This is a genomic window from Bacillus sp. FF-1 (genome assembly GCF_028548245.1).
GTDB classification, from domain to species: Bacteria; Bacillota; Bacilli; order Bacillales; family Bacillaceae_G; genus Bacillus_A; species Bacillus_A paranthracis.
Genome location: NZ_JAQQGG010000003.1, coordinates 1 through 19529 on the forward strand (window position 1 = coordinate 1; position 19529 = coordinate 19529).

The following is a 19529-nucleotide window of genomic DNA, read 5'->3' on the forward strand; positions in this document are numbered from 1 at the left end:
GTCGGAGTATTAAAGGAAGCCCTTCAAGGCGTTACCCTATCATTTGACTTCTTGGAATGACAGTTCACTGTTGAACTGTAAGTTCGACAATGCCTAAGCTTTTCACTTAGGAACGTGTCGCACCACCTTGTGGATCAATAATTATTGCTGTATTATACGGTTCTCCACCATCAGGATTTCTTTCCATTATAGAAAAAACACCATATACTTCAGACTCTTTACATGCCTCAGCAAACAAGTCTGTTTCTGGCCCAGGGACCGTACATAAAAACTCTTCTGTAGTCCATTTTTTTGTATTAAGCCCTTGCGTACTATATTCTGGAAATACTATCAATTCCAATCCAGGATACCCTGCTTTAGTTGAATGAATTGTTTTTATGATCTGTTTAATTTGTTTATCAATGTCTGCACGTGACTCTACTACCGGTACTGGATATTGTATTAATGCTGCTAAAAAACCACTAATTGGCTTTACCATACTTCCACTACTCCCCATTTAAATTCCCCCTTAAAATAGTCCTTGTTTTATTAAAGATAACAATATAAATTTGTAACTCTCTAAAAAACTTGTACTACACATGGAATTATTATGCATTAAAGCTAGTAGTAAATCTTATATCCACTTTAGTACATGCCTACACTAACTTAACATAAATAATTAGAAAATTCAATCTATTAAAGTTTAGTAAAACTAAAAAAGTGTATGGAAACCCATACACTTTTTTACTTCGTTTGTAAATACGGCGGCAATTGTTGTAACTGCTCTTTATCCTTTTCACGCTCTCGACGCGCCCATCGAAAGAACACATAACCAATAATTGTACCGTACACTATTTCCTGGACAATTTTCATAATGATGCCGCCTGTTTGTTGGTCTTGTACGATCGGCATCCAGTGTAAAAATTCTGGTCCAGTTATATTTAAATCAGATAAAGTTCCCGCCGGTACACATAGTTCCATCGCCTTCATCCAAGCAGCCGGATCCGTATACGTTGCAAACAACGGCGCCGTTGCAAAAATAATTAACGCGCAAGCTGGCGTTAATAATATACCGTTAGCAAACATATAACCAAGTTTCTTTATATCACTTAACGTTTGATATTCTGGTAATGGATTTAGCATCGGCCACCACATCATGATTGCCGTAAAGAACAATATAGCGAGACAGATAGGATGAGCAATTTGACTTTGTTTTACTGCATCAAAAACAACTGGTAAATGATAAAAAGAAAACAGGCCATTAAATACAAACAATGCAATAAGTGGCTTAGCAAATATCTTTAATATAATTTGAACGAACTTAAAAGAAGTAATATAACGATATAACCAAACTGGTATACCAAGCAACAACAAAGGCGGAACGGCAATATACATAACTGCCATTTCAAACATATGTGCACTAAATATAATATGACCAATTAAATCAATAGGCCCTCCCTTTACAAAATACAAAAGAACAATTCCAGTCGTAAAATAAAAAACTTGCTTCTTACTTACCTTTGTCGCATGTTCAAATCGCATTCTATACGGCCCAATAATTAAAAAATATCCAATGAGGATCGAAAGCATAAATAATAAAAAGATTGGACTCCATAGCGCTTGAAAACCAAATATCCACAAGTTACTCATTTTCACACCTACCTTCTTAAGGTTATCCGTTCACATAATATGAAGAGGGAGCTGTGTCAACACAAGCTCCCTTATTCGTCACTTTTCAAATCCACACAATTGTCATAAAAGCTAAAATTGTAATTAATCCGATCAACAGACCAGAATAAAGAAAGAAACTTGCCGCTTCATGTCCTTTATGACTCATATGCATAAAATAATACAATTGAAAAATTACTTGTACCACCGCTAATAGTAAAATAAATGGTACTGAAAAAGTCGGACTAAAAGTTTTCGGATATGCTACCGCTGCAAATGCAACTAATGTTAAAAAAATCATTAATGCAAATGTAATAACTTGATGCTTCATTTCCTCCGCACTTTTTCTTTTCCGATAAACAAGATCAACTTTAGGATTATTCGTTTGCTTTATCGCCATTGTTTATCCCACCATTCCCATTAAATATACTACAGTGAAAATAAACACCCAAACTACGTCAATAAAGTGCCAATAAATCGATGCAACATAAAACTTCGGTGCATTGTATAAATTTAGACCTCTCTTCGCATTCCTAAAGATTAATGTTAAAATCCAACACAATCCAAACAATACGTGGAGTCCATGTGTACCAACAAGAGCATAAAACGCGGAACCAAATGCGCTACTTCTCATAGTATGCTTAAATTCATGCGTATAATGATAAAACTCATATATCTCAAATCCTAAAAACCCTAAACCTAGCAGCACTGTTACTAGTAGCCAAAGTTGCATTTTCTTAAAATTAAAGTTTTTCATATGATACATCGCATATACGCTCGTTAAGCTACTCGTTAATAAAAGCATCGTCATAATGAAAACGAGTGGCATTTGAAACATCTCTTGAGATGTTGGTCCGCCATTTGTAGAATTCTTTAACGCTAAATATGTGCCAAATAAGGAAGCGAACAATACTGTTTCGCCTCCAAGAAATAACCAAAAACCGACAAACTTATTTTTCCCCTCAAGGGTTGCTTTTTCAGGCTCTGCTGGAAATGTTTCATTCGTTAATTTTTCATCTACATGCATTACGCCTTGCCCCCCTTATCCTCTAAATCTTCTTTATGAATATGATACCCATGATCATCAATTACTGAACGTAGGAACATTGCGCCAAATGTAATGATTAAACCAATAATTGCTACTAATAACCAGAACTTATCTTTTCCGCCCTGCATATACATCGCACCAAATGCCGCTATAAACAATCCGAAAGAAATGACAAATGGTGAAAACGAAGGATTTGGCATATGAATATCACCAACTGGTTCCGCTGCTGTCATCTCTTTATTCCCTTCACGTTTTTCAATCCAAAACGGATCTAATCCACGAACAAATGGTAATTGTTTAAAGTTATATTCTGGTGTCGGTGCTGGCATTGTCCATTCTAATGTACGTGCATCCCACGGATCACGACCAGCTTTTTCTTTTGATACTGTCGTTTTAATTACATTGAATAGAAGAACAATCGTTCCAAGAGCCATAAACACCGCTCCGATGGAACTAATCATATTCCCCATTTCCAACCCTTGCCCTTCAAGATATGTGTAGTAACGGCGTGGCATACCAATCAAGCCAAGGAAATGCTGAATAAAGAACGTTAAATGGAAGCCGATAAAGAATAGCCAGAACGTTATCTTTCCTAATGTTTCATTTAATACTTTATTAAACATCAGTGGCCAATAATAATGAGCTCCTGCAAGTAAACCAAATACAACACCGCCAACGATTACATAATGAAAATGCGCTACTACGAAATAGTTATCATGAAATTGATAATCAGCTGGTGCAGATGCTAGCATAACCCCTGTAACTCCACCCATTACGAATGATGGAATGAAAGCTACTGCCCACATCATTGGTGTCGTAAAACGAATACTTCCGCCCCACATTGTAAAGAGCCAGTTGAATATTTTGATACCAGTTGGAACCGCAATCGCCATTGTTGCGACCGAGAAAATAGCATTAGCAACTGGACCAAGTCCAACAGTAAACATATGGTGCGCCCATACCATAAATCCTAAAAATCCAATTAATACAGTCGCAAACACCATCGATGAATAACCAAACAATCGTTTTTTCGAAAATGTCGCGAAGATTTCTGAGAATATTCCGAAAGCTGGGAGTATAAGAATGTATACTTCTGGATGACCGAAAATCCAGAATAAATGCTCCCATATAATTGTATTCCCGCCCAATGCCGGATTAAAGAAACTTGTTCCAAATAAACGATCTAACATTAAAAGTCCTAATCCTACAGTTAACGGCGGAAAAGCGAATAATATAAGCGAAGATGTTACAAATGTCGTCCATGTAAACATCGGCATACGCATGTACGTCATTCCTGGCGCCCGCATATTAATAATGGTTACAAGGAAGTTAATACCTCCAATTAATGTACCAATACCTGAGATTTGCAAGCCGAGTACATAGAAATCAACACCATGACCTTTAGAGGCTAAAGCTAAAGATGCATAAGATGTCCATCCTGCATCAGGTGCTCCACCTAAAAACCAACTTAAATTTAAAAATACTCCACCAAAGAAAAATAACCAAAATCCGAGTGAATTCAAAAACGGGAACGCTACATCACGTGCACCAATTTGAAGTGGTACAGCGGCGTTCATAAATGCAAACACGAGTGGCATAGCTGCGAGGAAAATCATTGTTGTACCGTGCATCGTTAATACTTGATTATAAGCATCCCCAACAAGAAAAGCGTTGTTAGGAATCGCTAATTGAAGGCGAATAAATAGAGCTTCTATTCCGCCTATTATAAAAAACAATCCACCTGCAATTAAATAGAGAATGGCAATCTTTTTATGGTCTACTGTCGTTAAATAATCCCATATGACAGCACCCATCCCCTGTTTTTTTGCTACAGAACTCACGTTTTCAACCTCCCCTTCGCGAATAATCCCTCTTTACTTTTCAACTTTTAACGTTTGTAAGTATGCATTTAATGCATCAATTTGATCGTCTGTTAAGTTGCCATATTTACCAGTCATTTTATTTCCTGGTTTCATATTTTCAGGATCTTTCAGCCATTTTTTTAAGTTTTCTTCATTGTTTTCAGCAATGCCGGCAACTGTATCGCGATCCGCAAAGTTTGCTAAGTTTGGTGCGATACGAGCGGAAGGTGGTCTACTATCATTAGATCCAACTGCGTGACAACCAATACAGCTTTTATTAAATATTTCTTGGCCTTCTTGCGCCTTTGTTGAAGCTACTTCTTTCTTCCCATCAATTTTCTTCATATCAGCAAGCCACTTTTTGTACTCGCTTTCATCTAAAGCTTTCACTTTAAATTGCATTAAAGAATGTGATGGGCCGCAAAATTCTGTACAAAAACCATTATAAGTGCCCGATTTATCTGCCTTTAACCACATTTTGTTCACATTGTCTGTATTTGTATCCATTTTCCCTGCTAAAGATGGAACCCAAAATGAGTGTTTAATATCGGCACCCTTCAAATTTAAATACACTTTCTTACCTGTGGGGATGACCAAATCTTGCGAAGTTACTATCTTTTCTGATTTATAAGAAAATTCCCACCAATAAAGATTCGCTGTTACATCAACAACGATAGTATCTTTATCAATATTCTTTTTCTCCATCGCACTTACATCAGCAAGTTTGAATGTATATGTAACCGTCGGAACAGCTAAGATTAGCAAAAGAATAATCGGAATAACTGTCCATATAATTTCTAGTTTGTGATTCCCTTCAACTTGCTCCGGAATATAATCTTCCTGACCTTTCTTTTGTCGGAAACGCACAATTACATATAAGAAAATAATAGTAACTACTAGTACTACTCCTACCATGATTGCACTCGCCAGTAGAAGTAGATCATATTGCATTTTTGCTACTTCTCCTTGCGGAATTAAAGTAGATTGAAAGGCTTTACCGCATCCCCCTAACAGTAAAGCCAGCAGTGAAACGAACGAAAGCAGTCGCCACTGTTTCTTCATACAAACAACCCCCACTTTCCTTGTGAATTAGATTGTACTTTATAGTTAAGTAAAGTAAATCTCAACGTAAAGAAATCCAATTATGTCGTTGTCTTAGAAGAATGTAACTACAATCATTGATACAAATAAGATTGTTAAATAATTTAGGGAATAAACAAACATTTGCACAGACCATTTGATGTCATCTTTCTTACGGAAGCCATAAAAACCTAAAACGATCCATCCGATGTTAAGCAGTGTTGCAATTACCATAAATGTTATCCCTAGTCCACTCATATAAAATGGTAGTGGTAATAAACATACTGTCCAAATCATAATTTGGCGTTTCGTAATTTCAAATCCATGAACTACAGGAAGCATTGGAATTCCTGCGTTTCGATATTCATCAACACGTTTCATTGCTAATGCAAGGAAATGTGGGATTTGCCAAATAAACATAATTAAAAATAACATCCAAGCAATTGGATGGCCTAAAGATGGATCGATTGCTGCCCATCCAATTAAAGGTGGAACTGCACCAGATATACTACCTACAACAGTATTTAGTGTATACTTTCTCTTTGTCCATAAACTATATAGAACAACATATGTGAAAGCACCAATAAATCCCATTAAGACTGCCATTGGTGTTGTTAATAATAAAAATACAAAACCAAGAAGTAATATAACTAGTCCAAATGTAAGTGCAAATCCTGGTTTATACTTTCCAGTAACCGTTGGACGGGTCTTTGTTCTTTCCATTAATGGATCGATGTCTCGATCAATGTAGTTGTTTAAACAACATACCCCTGCCATAACTAATCCAGAACCAACGATTGTAAAGAATAACTTATCCAGATTGTCCATTACACTTAATCCATTAAAGTGTAATGCCAACCAAAATCCTGTAAATACAGTAAGTGTATTTGAGTTTACAATCCCCATTTTAACGAGCGCTTTTAAATCTTGTAACCGAGTTGTTTCCGGTACGCTTGTAACAGCAGACTCATCATGCAGCTCACTTGTTGCATGGTTCATCACTTTAACCCCCTCTTAAAACTTTCGTCTTTCTTTTTGCGCCTATTTCAAATTGAAATATTTCGCTTCTATATAGCAATATTATTACAGTAGAAACATTGTTAACCCATTCTACTACTAATCTACGCCCATACTCCAATATATTAAATCATATTTCCCGAACATTTTGTGAAGAAAACATGAACTTTTTGTGTCGAACATAAAAAACTTAATTGTTACTTATCCATATCATAACATGATGTTACCTTCTATAATAAACTTTTTTGTCATATTTAACACGTATTCTTCCCATTTCTTTTCAAAATAGCCTATTTTTCACCTAAAAATTTCCTTATAAACCTTATTTCCACACCCGTTTTCTCTTCCCTGTCTTCCCCCTCCATTTCTTTGCTATTTTATTATTTTTTATATATCATAGGAACTAGCGCGTTTTATTCTATACATAATGGAATGAAAATATTTCGCAATAACTTCATAGCAGAAAGATGGTGAAAGAGATTGCAACGCTTTATTAAATGGTTAGCAGTCATTACGAGTCTTGATTTATTAATAGTTTTATTAGGAGGCGCCTTAGTTACAAAAACAGGCTCTGGCCAAGGATGCGGTAAATCATGGCCACTTTGTAACGGTGAATTTGTTCCATCTAATTTATCAATGGAAACTATTATTGAACTAAGTCATCGCCTTACATCAGGATCAGCAGGAATTCTTGTCACTCTCCTTTGTATTTTGTCCTGGAAATATTATAAACATGTGCGCGAAACAAAAACGTTAGCAATTTTATCCTTCGTATTTTTAGTTGCACAAGCATTAATGGGAGCCGCAGCGGTTGTTTGGGGGCAAATGCCAGCTGTACTTGCTATCCATTTCGGTATTTCCTTAATTTCATTTGCTTCTGTCATTTTATTAACGTGTCTTATCTTTGAAATTGACCAAAAATTCGATGCACGTTCACTTATTATGGACAAAAAAATGAAATTTCATATTTATGGTGTAACAATTTACAGTTATATTGTCGTCTACACAGGGGCTTTAGTACGTCACGAACGAGCTAGCTTAGCCTGTCCAGACTTTCCTTTATGCAGCAAAAATAGACCTATGCCAACTCAATTACATGAATGGGTTCAAATGGGACATAGAGTTGCAGCGATGTTAATTTTCGCTTGGATACTATACGCGATGATTCTCGCTATCCGCCATTACAAACAGCAGCCTGTCGTATACTGGGGATGGATCATCTCATTTATCCTTGTTACACTTCAAGCTATCGTAGGAATTTTAGTCGTATTTACAAATGCTAGTTTATCAATGGCATTATTACATTCCCTATTCATTTCTTGCTTGTTTGCTGTACTATGCTATTTAGTTATGTTAGGTACAAGAAGTAAAGTGAATGCAAAAGAAGCTGCATCAATTTCTAAACAAACAAAATAAATGAAAATACCTTGCCCGAATTGGCAAGGTATTTTTTTCGTAATAAAAAAGAGTTGTGTTTCCACAACTCTTTTTTATTTTAGTGATCTAATTCAATGAGTAAGTCACCCGTTTGAATTGCATCTCCATCGTTAACATATACTTTTTTCACTTTACCATTAAACGGCGCTTGAACTGTCGTTTCCATTTTCATCGCTTCTGTAATTGCCATAGAATCGCCTTTTTTCACTTCATCGCCTTCTTTTACAACTACTTTAATAACCGTTCCTGGCATTGTTGCGCTAATGTGGTTTGGATTTTCACGGTTTCCTTTCACACGTTGTGCAACTGTCGCTTTCACACTTTCGTCTTTCACAACAATCTCACGTGGTTGACCATTAAACTCCAAGTAAAGCACACGATTTCCATCCGGCTGAGGCTCTCCAATTGATACTAGTTTAACCATCAATGTTTTACCTTGTTCAATTTCCACATCGATTTCTTCACCAAGTCTCATACCATAGAAGAATGTCGGTGTATCGAGCACAGATACATTTCCATAAATCTCAGCAACTTTTTCGTAATCCATAAATACTTTTGGATATAATGCATATGCAACTACATCAAACATCGTCACTTCGCGTCCAAGTTTATGGAATAGCTCTTCTTTTAACGCGTCGAAATCTACTGGTTCTAATAATTCACCTGGTCTTACTGTTAATGGTTCTTTCCCTTTTAAAATAATTTCTTGTAACTTTTTCGGGAAACCACCATATGGTTGTCCTAAATCTCCAGAGAACATTTCAACAACAGATCCTGGGAAGTCCATAGAATGTCCACGCTCTAAAACATCTTGTTCTGTTAAGTGATTTTGAACCATGAATAATGCCATATCACCAACAACTTTAGATGATGGTGTTACTTTAACAATATCACCAAACATGTCATTCACACGGCGGTACATTACTTTCACTTCATCGAAACGATCGCCTAAGCCAACCGCTTTCGCTTGTTGTTGTAAATTACTATACTGTCCGCCTGGCATTTCGTGCATATATACCTCTGTATGAGGAGCATTCATACCACTTTCAAACGGTGCGTAGTATTTACGTACATCTTCCCAGTAATGAGATAATTTTTCTAATGAATCTATATTAACATCTGGCTGTCTTTCGTTTCCACCTAACGCATAGTATAGCGTGTTCGCACTTGGTTGTGATGTTTGACCAGCCATAGAACTTACTGCTACATCGACAATGTCAACACCTGCTTCAATTGCCTTCATATACGTTAATATACCATTTCCACTCGTATCGTGTGTGTGCAGGTGAATCGGAATCGATACCGTCTCTTTTAATGCTGAAACTAAATCATATGCTGCATTTGGTTTTAGTAAGCCCGCCATATCTTTAATACCTAAAATGTGAGCTCCTGATGCTTCTAATTCTTTTGCTAAATTTTTATAGTAATTTAAATCATATTTACTACGCAGTGGATCATGAATATCCCCTGTGTAACACATCGTTGCTTCTGCAATTTTACCAGTATCTCGTACAGCATCAATCGCAACTCTCATACCTTCTACCCAGTTTAAGCTATCAAAAATACGGAACACATCAATTCCAGCTTGGGCAGAACACTCCACAAACTTTTGAATTAAATTATCCGGATAGTTTTTGTAACCAACCGCGTTTGAAGAACGAAGTAACATTTGGAATAAAACATTTGGCATTTTTTCACGAAGATCTAGTAATCGTTCCCACGGATCTTCTTTTAAGAAACGATATGCAACATCAAACGTTGCACCGCCCCACATTTCTGCTGAGAATAAGTTCGGTAACATTCTCGCTGTCGGCTCTGCAATTTGGTGTAAATCTTTTGTGCGAATACGCGTTGCAAGTAATGACTGATGCGCATCACGGAACGTTGTATCCGTTAAAAGTACACGTTTTTGATCTTGTACCCATTTTACTAATCCGTCTGCCCCACGCTCATCCAAAATTTGTTTCGTTCCATTTTGGATTGGCTCTGAGTGTAATACATTCGGTATACGAGCATCTGGGAAAATTGGTTTCTCTTTTTTCCCTACCCCCGGGAAGCCATTTACTGTTACTGTCCCGATGTAATTTAACATTTTCGTTCCGCGGTCTTTACGTTTCGGGAACAAGAATAGTTCAGGTGACGCATCAATAAATGAAGTGTCATATTCCCCTGATAAGAAGTTTTTATGTTTTACTACATTCTCTAGGAATGGAATATTCGTTTTAATACCACGGATACGGAATTCCTTTAAGTTACGTTCCATTTTTGCAGCAGCTTGTTCAAAAGTAAGCGCCCATGTTGTAACTTTTACGAGTAAAGAATCATAGTACGGTGTAATAACAGCACCTTGGAAACTATTACCTGTATCAAGACGAACCCCAAATCCACCACCTGATCGATATGCCATAATTTTTCCTGTATCCGGCATGAAATTATTTAGTGGATCCTCGGTCGTTACACGAGATTGTATTGCAAATCCATGTACAACAACTTCCTCTTGCTTTGGAACACCTACCATTTTACTATGTAATGCATGTCCATCAGCTATTAAAATTTGTGATTGAACGATATCGACTCCTGTAATCATTTCTGTAATTGTATGTTCTACTTGAACACGCGGATTCACTTCAATGAAATAGAAATTATCATCTTTTACAAGAAATTCAACTGTTCCTGCGTTTAAATAATTTACATTTTTCGTTAACTTTACAGCAGCATCACAAATACGCTGACGCAAATCATCTGAAAGCGACACACTAGGTGCAATTTCTACTACTTTTTGATGACGACGTTGTACAGAACAGTCTCGCTCGTATAAATGAACAACATTGCCCTCTTCATCTGCTAAAATTTGAACTTCTATATGTTTAGGTTTTTCAACGAATTTTTCTACGTATACTTCATCATTACCAAAGGCTGCTTTTGCTTCTGACTTTGCTCGATTATACGATTCTCTTAATTCTTCACTAGTACGTACAATACGCATACCACGACCGCCCCCGCCAAGGGAAGCTTTAATAATAATCGGGTAATCATACTTTTCAGCAAATTTTTCGACTTCTTCTAATGAATCTACTGGCCCATCACTACCAGGAATAACTGGAATTTGTGCTAGCTGCGCTTGTGTTCTTGCTTTTACTTTATCTCCAAACATATCTAAATGCTTACTTTTTGGACCGATAAAGATAATCCCTTCTTCTTCACAACGTTTTGCGAATTGAATATTTTCTGACAAGAAACCATATCCAGGGTGAATTGCATCTACATGATTACTTTTCGCAATCTCAATAATGCCCTCAATATCTAGATAAGCATCAATTGGCTTTTTTCCTTCCCCAACTAAATAGGATTCATCGGCTTTATAACGATGATAAGAACCACTATCCTCTTTAGAATAGATTGCAACTGTTTTTAATCCCAGTTCCGAACAAGCTCGAAACACACGAATTGCAATCTCTCCACGGTTAGCTACCAATACTTTTTGAATACGTTGCAGCTTTGTCATGATTTTCCCCCTCTACTTTCCTACCACTCTAGAGATAAAATATATACACACCATAAAGAGCGTGAAGTTCTTCACTTTCCACATTATATTATACTTAGAAAGCTTCACTTTATTTTTATCCATCATACCTTATTTTTTAACAAATGATAAGTTTTCTGAGCAATTTGTCTCACAAAAATAGTATAGCATACCTCTTCCTTATGTAACAACCTAATTGTATATCACATTAATTTAAATGTGATATATTTTTTTCGTTAAAAAACAAAATGGTATATCCTATTTAAAAACAAAAAACACATCGCGCTCTAAAGCACAATGTGTTTTTATTTTACAACTACAAGACGTGGTCCATCTTGTTCTCTTTCTTTCATTATCGTATTTTGCTCTTTCTCTTGTCGTTTTACATTGCTGGCTACATTTAACAATATACCCATCGCAATTAAATTAGCCAATAAAGAACTACCACCATAACTAATAAACGGTAAAGGTACCCCTGTAAGCGGTATTAATCCAGACATACCACCGACATTAACAAAAGTTTGTATTCCAATTAAACTTGCAATTCCGATTGCAATTAAACTTCCAAATGGATCTTTACATTTTTGTGCTACTCTAAACGAACGAATAATAATAAGTAATAAACAGATTAAAATAATAGCTACCCCTATAAAACCTAGTTCTTCAGATATAATTGCCATAATAAAATCTGTTTGCGGCTCTGGTAAGTAGCCATACTTTTGTATACTATTCCCTAATCCTCTACCATTTAACCCACCTGAGGCAATTCCAATAAAAGAATTAACTAATTGGAATCCATCATTTTGAGGATCGTTAAACGGGTCAAGAAAAACTGAAAATCGGGCTTTTTGGTAATTATTCAATTTATAATTCCCAATAAAATACAATGCAGGAACCCATACGATAGATGTTAATATAAACCTTTTTATCCACAGGTTAACATTAACTCCTGAACAGAAGAACATAATTAACACTGTTCCACCTATTAATATGTCAGTCCCTAAGTCATTTTGTAATAAAATTAATACCATCGATCCACCCACCACAAATAAGGGGGGGATTATCCCTTGTAAAAAAGGGGTTTGCCTCTCTTGTTTCTTAGCAAAAAAACTTGCTAACGTAATAATTACTGCTATTTTTACAAACTCAGCTGGTTGTATACCTAGTATCCATCCTTTTGCACCATTGATTACCTTACCGAAAAGGAAGGCTGCTGTTAGTAAGCCAATCCCCCCTAACCCCATAGCTGCAAGAACTATTTTCTTCCTCCAAAATTTGTAAGGTACTACAGCGACAATCACTAGCATTACCGTTCCAATAGCAAGAGAAACTAATTGTTTTTTAAAAAAGTGATCTGCCGGCCAGTTATATTTCGATGAAATCGCAACAATGGAACTAGAACTATATACCATTATAACTCCCAGCACACATAAGATAACAAGAGGAAGTAATAATGAATAATCCATTGATTTCCATACTCTTTTCATTTCATTTCCTCTCTCTGTTTCAATTTAATTATTGTTGTATTCCATATGTACATTGATTCTTCCTGCTTTATTATACAAATAAAAAGCTCAAACTTTTTCAGTTTGAGCCCCCTTATTTGAACCCGTTATTGTTGTTTGTTTGTAAATGCTTCATGAAGTGCAGATAACTCACGTTCAAGCTCTCCTAACATTGCTTTCCCTTGTTCTTCTGCAATAAGACCAAGGCGAACTGCAAAATCGACTTCGCGGGATAGTCCAAACATTTGTGTGTCTAACACTTCTTCATATAATGGACATTGCGGCATTGTAAGATGGTCCATTTGCACCTTAATAAGTCTTAAAATCTTCTCCGCATCCGCTTGTAGAAGGGCTAGTGCCTTTTCCTGATGATTTGATACTGTCTCAGACGCCAAATTGATTCCCTCCGTTTCCGTCCTACTCTCTCCTATCTATTAATATTAGCGATAGTTTTAATAAATTGCAATAGAAACATTTTTTGTGACAATAGTGTCTAATACTATTATACTGAAAAGTGGGAGTATAACACAAATGGGGGAACAACAATGAGCGAAATTTTATTTATTAATGGAAAAGTTCGTTTTCCAATCACTATCGATCCAACCGTTTGGATCTTTGATGATCGAAAAGTAGATTTGACAACTTACTTTGATGAAACGAGAGAAAACACTTCAGAACTAGAAGCTTATTTAAAAAACACTTCGGAACATTGGGATCGCGAAATCCGTGATGGTGCTGCTTTCCCGCCGATACAACAAAGTGTAAAGAAATTTAAAAAAGAACAGCTAATTACTGGAACGTTCGGTATACCATTTCAACCTTTTCTTGCTAATGCCGAAATTTCAGATGACGCTACGCAAGTCGAGATCGAAACAGTAGATGATACGATAACGCTTCCATTAGAAACTGTCAAACATGCTATTCTTGGTTTTTCAAAAGAAGGAAAACCATTAAAAGAAGATGGACCTGTTCATTTATATTACAATGATGGATCTAATAGACAAAATCCAATCCGTAACATCCGCAAATTTACAATTATTTAAAGAAAAGGAGTGAGCTTTTGCTCACTCCTTTTTATAGTAAATCTGCGGCTAGTTGAGCTAAATTAGATCGCTCCCCTTTAACAAACTTTACATGACCACTAATACGTTGCTCTTTAAACTTCTCTACAACGTATGTTAAACCGTTATTATATTCATCCAAATACGGATGATCAATTTGCTGAGGATCTCCCATTAATACGATTTTACTTTTTTCTCCTACTCTCGTTAGTATCGTTTTCACTTCATGCTTCGTTAAATTTTGTGCTTCGTCAATTATAATGAATTGATCTGGAATACTTCTCCCGCGTATATACGTAAGAGCTTCTACTTCTATCGAACCCATTCCAGCTAAAATAGCATCTAACTCTCCTGGTTTTTTCGTATTAAATAAATACTCTAGATTATCAAAAATCGGTTGCATCCACGGTCTTAACTTTTCTTCTTTTTCTCCCGGTAAATAACCGATATCTTTCCCAACTGGAACAATTGGCCGTGCAACGAGTAGTTTTTTATATAACCCTAAATCTTCCGTTTGCATGAGCCCCGAAGCTAAAGCTAGTAATGTCTTTCCTGTACCAGCTTTCCCTGTTAGCGTAACTAGTGGAATATCTTCACGAAGCAACAATTCTAATCCCATAATTTGCTGCACATTTCGTGGTCGTATTCCCCATACTTGTTCATTTGGAAAAATAAGTTTCTTTACCTTCTTACCTAAATGATCCACAATGCCTAGTGCTGAACTAGATCCACCTAACGCATCTTTCATTACTACAAACTGATTTGGATAAAAAGGATGATTTGCAATTTCGGATAAAGGCAATTCGCCTTTTTCATAAAAATAATCCAATTGTTCTTTTGATATATATCCTTCTAAAAATCCTGAATATATATTTTCCACTTCAATAACCCGATCACTTAAATAATCTTCCGCCTTTAAACCTATTGCATCTGCTTTTACCCTTACGAGCACGTCTTTACTTACTAAAATAACAGACTTCCCGTCCTCTTTTTCTTGTTCTTCTAAAGATAGATTTTTTGCTACAGCTAAAATTCGATTATCATTTGTTTTTTCTACAAAAATATCTTGTAGTTGGACAAACGAACGATGATTTAATTCAATACGAAATGTACCGCCGTTTTCTAGCGGAATACTTTCATGCAGTTTTCCTATTTCACGAAATTTGTCTATTAACTTAGATACATAACGAGCGTTTCGTCCTACTTCATCCATATAACGTTTTTTCGAATCAACCTCTTCTAATACAACTGCTGGAATCACTACTTCATTGGTTTCAAATGAAAAAATAGATAAAGGATCCTGCAAAAGTACATTCGTATCTAACACATAAATTTTATCCAACCTGTTACCCCCTGACTCCACTTTTAAATTTGTAGAACAAGGGTTTCATCCATAAAATATGGACGAACCATTGTTATAATTATATGTACCGTATAAACGAGGTAGAATCGAAATTTATAGCCATTAAACCTTTTATTTATTTTTTATTCATTTCTATTCAATATATTACTTTTAATTATAATTATTAACATAAAATCACAATAAGTGATTACAAAAGTTAATAACTGACTTTCTTATTTATCACATTTATAATTCTTTCATTCCTGCTAGTACTTGGTTATCGAGCTTTTTAGCTGCACGAAGATCATACGTTTTTTCATATGTTGGCTCAATTGCAAGTTTTGCACCATAAAACATAACATCACGTACTTCTTGTACATTTACTTCTATTACAGTTAATTTTAGAGGAATGCCTTCCATTCTATCAGTCAAAATTTCACCTGCACCACTTATGGAAAATACGGACTCATTCGCCATTATAGTCAATACCACTCCAGTACTATGTCTTATATTTTCCACAATACGTGAACGTTGATCTACTGCAAATCGAATACTAGTTTTACTCACTGCATACACCCAAGAAATAGCACTTACGTTAGGAACTTGTTTTTCAAAATCTGTTGTTGCTACCATAACAATACACTCTTTACGTAACGTTTGTACTAAATCATCTGTTAATGTGGGCTCTACTACATTCGCCATATTTCCACCTCCAAATATACTTCATATATCCTTATCATAACCTATTTTTTGAATTGCGAAAATATTATTTTTTCCCACTATTATTCAAAAACATTACACTTCCATGATATACTTATACTGATAGAATTCGTATTGAGGTGACGAAATGAGAGTCAAATGTATGATTTGTGATAAAAAAGATATGTTAGATGATGAAAATCCTATGGCAAAAAAGCTGCGTAATCGCCCTATTCATACATATATGTGCATGGAATGTTCGGAACGAATTGCTGAACGTACGATGGAACGTCATGCAAGTGGTAATTTCCGATTATATCGTGATAAAAAAGTCGAAGACGATTGGTAAAATATAAATAAGTCCTTTATCAATATGATAAAGGACTTATTTATATTTTTCAGGTTCGCGATTCATTTGATCCAAAAAACAATCAATAGCTTCTAATGGAAACCTTGCAGATTTTCTTTCTCCATTTATTTCATATGTAACTAAATACATTTCCTCGTTCTTCTTAACTTCCACATTTCTCAATTTATGTTCTTCATATATCATATTTTGAAATAACAAATACGTTTCTTTTGCAGCACTATCATCCGGACGTGCTTCGGCAACTGTTTTAATTGTTAACCAATTATATAACGCATCTTGTACGGAACGCATAAAACTCCCCCTCATCCTGCTTTTTGTTGTCTTGCTTGACGTAATCGCAACCTATAAATCCCAAGTACAATTGCTGCTACAACAAGCCCCTCTCCAACAGGTAAAAAAACTGCAAAGAAAGTTAATACTGTACACCCAATCGCTAACGATATATATATCACTATATTTTTTATTATAGATAGTTTTCTTGCAAAACCTAAATTATACACAAGTGCACTTAATATAATAATGACGCCATACAGTAACCACATCCCTAGCTCTGGATTTTCATCGACTTTACATAACTTCGCAAAAAACGACATTCTTTCTAACACCATTTATCCCCCTTCCTCATAAATCAAACCATTTTTCTTTATGTACTTAATACAAGAGTAACCTGTGAAAAAAATACTGTCCACAAAAAGAGTAAATATTCTAAAAAATAAACATAAAAAAACAGCTACCTTAATTAAAGGTAGCTGTTTTACTATTTTACGCTTCTACAGATTTCTTTTTCTTAGCAGCTCTTTCACGTTCGCTCTTATCAAGAATCTTTTTACGTAAACGAATTGATTCTGGAGTTACTTCACAGAACTCGTCATCGTTTAAGTACTCTAATGATTCTTCTAAAGTCATTAAGCGTGGTTTTTTCATTGTTGAAGTTTGATCTTTCGTCGCAGAACGAATGTTAGTTTGTTGTTTCATTTTCACAACGTTAACTGTTAAGTCATTCTCACGAGTGTGTTCTCCGACAATCATACCAGCATATACTTCTGTACCTGGTTCAACGAAGATTACACCACGATCTTCAACTTGCATAATACCGTATTGTGATGCTTTTCCTGTTTCAAGTGAAACTAGAACACCTTGACGACGTCCACCAACTTGTCCAGCGTGTACTGGTTGGTAGCAATCGAATGTATGGTTTAAAATACCGTAACCACGAGTTAATGTTAAGAATTCTGTTGTGTAACCAATTAAACCACGTGCTGGAACCATGAAAGTAAGGCGAACTTGACCGTTTCCGTTATTCACCATATCTAACATTTCACCTTTACGAGCACCCATAGATTCCATAATAGAACCAGTGTATTCTTCAGGTACATCGATTTGTACACGCTCTACAGGCTCACATCTTACGCCATCAACTTCTTTAATAATTACTTCTGGCTTAGATACTTGTAGTTCATAACCTTCACGACGCATGTTTTCAATTAAGATAGATAAATGTAGTTCCCCACGTCCAGATACGATCCATGCATCAGGAGACTCTGTATTATCTACACGTAAACTTACATCTGTTTCTAATTGTGAACGAAGACGCTCTTCGATTTTACGAGATGTAATGTATTTACCTTCACGACCTGCAAATGGACTGTTATTTACAAGGAACGTCATTTGTAGTGTTGGCTCATCAATACGTAATAATGGTAACGCATCTTGATGTTCAACTGGACATACTGTTTCACCAACGTTAATGTCTTCCATACCAGAAACAGCTACTAAGTCTCCAGCTTTTGCTTCTTCAATTTCTTGGCGTTTTAATCCCATGTAACCAAATAATTTTGTTACGCGGAATTGTTTTACGCTTCCGTCTACTTTCATTAAAGCAACTTGTTGTCCAACCTTCATTGTACCGCGGAATACGCGTCCAACTCCAATACGTCCAACATAGTCGTTGTAATCAAGAAGTGCTACTTGGAATTGAAGTGGCTCTTCGCTGTTATCAATTGGTGCAGGAATATGTTCAATAATTGTATCAAATAATGATTTCATATTCTCTTCTTGATTTGCTGGGTTTGAATCTAAGCTTGCTGTTCCGTTCATTGCTGATGCAAATACAACTGGGAACTCTAATTGATCTTCGTTTGCACCAAGTTCGATGAATAAGTCGATTACTTCATCAACTACTTCATCAGGGCGAGCGAAGTCACGGTCAATTTTATTTACTACTACGATTGGAGTTAAGTTTTGATCAAGAGCTTTCTTTAAAACAAATCGTGTTTGTGGCATACAACCTTCATATGCATCAACAACAAGTAAAACACCATCAACCATTTTCATAATACGTTCTACTTCTCCACCGAAGTCAGCGTGACCTGGTGTATCTAAAATGTTAATTCTTTTATCTTCATAGTGAATCGCAGTATTTTTCGCTAAAATTGTAATACCGCGCTCTCTTTCTAGATCATTTGAATCCATTGCGCGCTCTTCAACGTGTTCGTTCGCACGGAAAGTCCCCGCTTGACGTAATAACTGGTCAACAAGTGTTGTTTTACCATGGTCAACGTGGGCAATAATTGCTATATTACGTAAATCTTGTCGTTTTTTCAACATGTCCAACTCCTAATGTCTTTTTAATCCTTCTCTATTATAAGAGCGAAGGGGATACAATAGCAATTAAAATAAAATCAAGAATGAAAATATAGTTGTATTCTTACTTTTGTGAAAGTAAAATGAGATTGGAGGGTGAAGAAATGGAACACATTCAATATCGCTTTTTATTAACTGCAATTATCGGTGTTATTTTCTTAATTGGTATCGGCATTATGATTGCTGAAAATAGTCCAATCGGTATTATTATTTGCATTATCGGCACATTTGTTACAGTTGGATACGGTTTTGTAACAAAAAGAAAAATGCGTAAATCGCAATAACGTCAAAAAGT

Annotated in this window: 18 protein-coding genes and 1 pseudogene; 4 read left to right on the top strand and 15 right to left on the bottom strand. The window is 35.8% G+C overall.

What is annotated here, in order from left to right:
• Positions 1-124: 124 nt before the first annotated feature.
• From PQF83_RS10305 to ctaB, 7 genes and pseudogenes are all read right to left on the bottom strand, one after another.
• Positions 125-496 (bottom strand): annotated as a pseudogene (locus PQF83_RS10305) (nitrilase-related carbon-nitrogen hydrolase); the annotation flags it as partial.
• 227 nt (positions 497-723) lie between these two features.
• On the bottom strand, positions 724-1629 hold the full coding sequence (ctaG, locus tag PQF83_RS10310; RefSeq protein ID WP_000069012.1) for a cytochrome c oxidase assembly factor CtaG: 906 nt from the start codon (positions 1627-1629) through the stop codon (positions 724-726).
• 85 nt (positions 1630-1714) lie between these two features.
• Complete coding sequence (ctaF, locus tag PQF83_RS10315; protein WP_000985699.1) at positions 1715-2047, bottom strand: cytochrome c oxidase subunit IVB; 333 nt, start codon at positions 2045-2047, stop codon at positions 1715-1717.
• Between the two features lie 3 nt (positions 2048-2050).
• Positions 2051-2674 carry a cytochrome c oxidase subunit III gene (ctaE, locus tag PQF83_RS10320; protein ID WP_000557861.1) on the bottom strand — a complete coding sequence of 208 codons (624 nt, stop codon included), beginning with the start codon at positions 2672-2674 and terminating at the stop codon, positions 2051-2053.
• Positions 2674-4509, bottom strand: coding sequence for a cytochrome c oxidase subunit I (gene ctaD / locus PQF83_RS10325; protein WP_169509326.1), 1836 nt, complete (start codon positions 4507-4509; stop codon positions 2674-2676). The genes ctaE and ctaD overlap by 1 nt, the downstream gene beginning before the upstream one ends.
• Positions 4510-4569: 60 nt before the next feature.
• A complete protein-coding gene (gene coxB / locus PQF83_RS10330) occupies positions 4570-5619 on the bottom strand; it encodes a cytochrome c oxidase subunit II (RefSeq protein WP_000745271.1) in 1050 nt (349 codons plus the stop codon).
• A gap of 93 nt (positions 5620-5712) precedes the next feature.
• Positions 5713-6636 carry a protoheme IX farnesyltransferase gene (gene ctaB / locus PQF83_RS10335; protein ID WP_001015058.1) on the bottom strand — a complete coding sequence of 308 codons (924 nt, stop codon included), beginning with the start codon at positions 6634-6636 and terminating at the stop codon, positions 5713-5715.
• Between the two features lie 498 nt (positions 6637-7134).
• On the opposite strand from ctaB, the gene ctaA reads away from it, so the two are divergent.
• A complete protein-coding gene (gene ctaA, locus PQF83_RS10340) occupies positions 7135-8070 on the top strand; it encodes a heme A synthase (protein WP_001188736.1) in 936 nt (311 codons plus the stop codon).
• Positions 8071-8149: 79 nt separating this feature from the next.
• Here the strand turns inward: ctaA and pyc are convergent, their stop codons facing one another.
• The 3 genes from pyc to PQF83_RS10355 form a co-directional block, all read right to left on the bottom strand.
• Complete coding sequence (gene pyc / locus PQF83_RS10345) at positions 8150-11596, bottom strand: pyruvate carboxylase (protein WP_000164060.1); 3447 nt, start codon at positions 11594-11596, stop codon at positions 8150-8152.
• Positions 11597-11919: 323 nt separating this feature from the next.
• Positions 11920-13101, bottom strand: coding sequence for a putative lipid II flippase FtsW (ftsW, locus tag PQF83_RS10350; RefSeq protein WP_000832781.1), 1182 nt, complete (start codon positions 13099-13101; stop codon positions 11920-11922).
• Between the two features lie 125 nt (positions 13102-13226).
• Entirely contained in the window at positions 13227-13514 is a 288-nt protein-coding gene (locus PQF83_RS10355) for a YlaN family protein (RefSeq protein WP_000135695.1), read from the bottom strand.
• Between the two features lie 150 nt (positions 13515-13664).
• On the opposite strand from PQF83_RS10355, the gene PQF83_RS10360 reads away from it, so the two are divergent.
• Positions 13665-14162 carry a hypothetical protein gene (locus PQF83_RS10360; protein WP_001289788.1) on the top strand — a complete coding sequence of 166 codons (498 nt, stop codon included), beginning with the start codon at positions 13665-13667 and terminating at the stop codon, positions 14160-14162.
• 31 nt (positions 14163-14193) lie between these two features.
• On the opposite strand, the gene PQF83_RS10365 is transcribed toward PQF83_RS10360, so the two are convergent.
• Together PQF83_RS10365 and PQF83_RS10370 are read right to left on the bottom strand one after the other, a co-directional pair.
• Positions 14194-15522 carry a PhoH family protein gene (locus tag PQF83_RS10365; protein WP_000358084.1) on the bottom strand — a complete coding sequence of 443 codons (1329 nt, stop codon included), beginning with the start codon at positions 15520-15522 and terminating at the stop codon, positions 14194-14196.
• Positions 15523-15768: 246 nt separating this feature from the next.
• Complete coding sequence (locus PQF83_RS10370) at positions 15769-16224, bottom strand: pyridoxamine 5'-phosphate oxidase family protein (RefSeq protein ID WP_000024588.1); 456 nt, start codon at positions 16222-16224, stop codon at positions 15769-15771.
• Between the two features lie 145 nt (positions 16225-16369).
• Here PQF83_RS10370 and PQF83_RS10375 point away from each other — a divergent pair, with 145 nt between their 5' ends.
• Positions 16370-16570 carry a YlaI family protein gene (locus PQF83_RS10375; protein WP_001995040.1) on the top strand — a complete coding sequence of 67 codons (201 nt, stop codon included), beginning with the start codon at positions 16370-16372 and terminating at the stop codon, positions 16568-16570.
• Between the two features lie 36 nt (positions 16571-16606).
• On the opposite strand, the gene PQF83_RS10380 is transcribed toward PQF83_RS10375, so the two are convergent.
• From PQF83_RS10380 to typA, 3 genes are all read right to left on the bottom strand, one after another.
• Positions 16607-16882 carry a hypothetical protein gene (locus tag PQF83_RS10380; protein ID WP_001258148.1) on the bottom strand — a complete coding sequence of 92 codons (276 nt, stop codon included), beginning with the start codon at positions 16880-16882 and terminating at the stop codon, positions 16607-16609.
• Between the two features lie 11 nt (positions 16883-16893).
• A complete protein-coding gene (locus PQF83_RS10385) occupies positions 16894-17196 on the bottom strand; it encodes a YlaH-like family protein (RefSeq protein WP_000893666.1) in 303 nt (100 codons plus the stop codon).
• Between the two features lie 157 nt (positions 17197-17353).
• Positions 17354-19198: a translational GTPase TypA gene (gene typA / locus PQF83_RS10390; RefSeq protein ID WP_000914758.1), complete on the bottom strand. Its 1845-nt coding sequence runs from the start codon at positions 19196-19198 to the stop codon at positions 17354-17356.
• Positions 19199-19338: 140 nt separating this feature from the next.
• On the opposite strand from typA, the gene PQF83_RS10395 reads away from it, so the two are divergent.
• Complete coding sequence (locus PQF83_RS10395) at positions 19339-19518, top strand: DUF5325 family protein (protein WP_000400127.1); 180 nt, start codon at positions 19339-19341, stop codon at positions 19516-19518.
• The last annotated feature ends 11 nt before the right edge of the window (positions 19519-19529 follow it).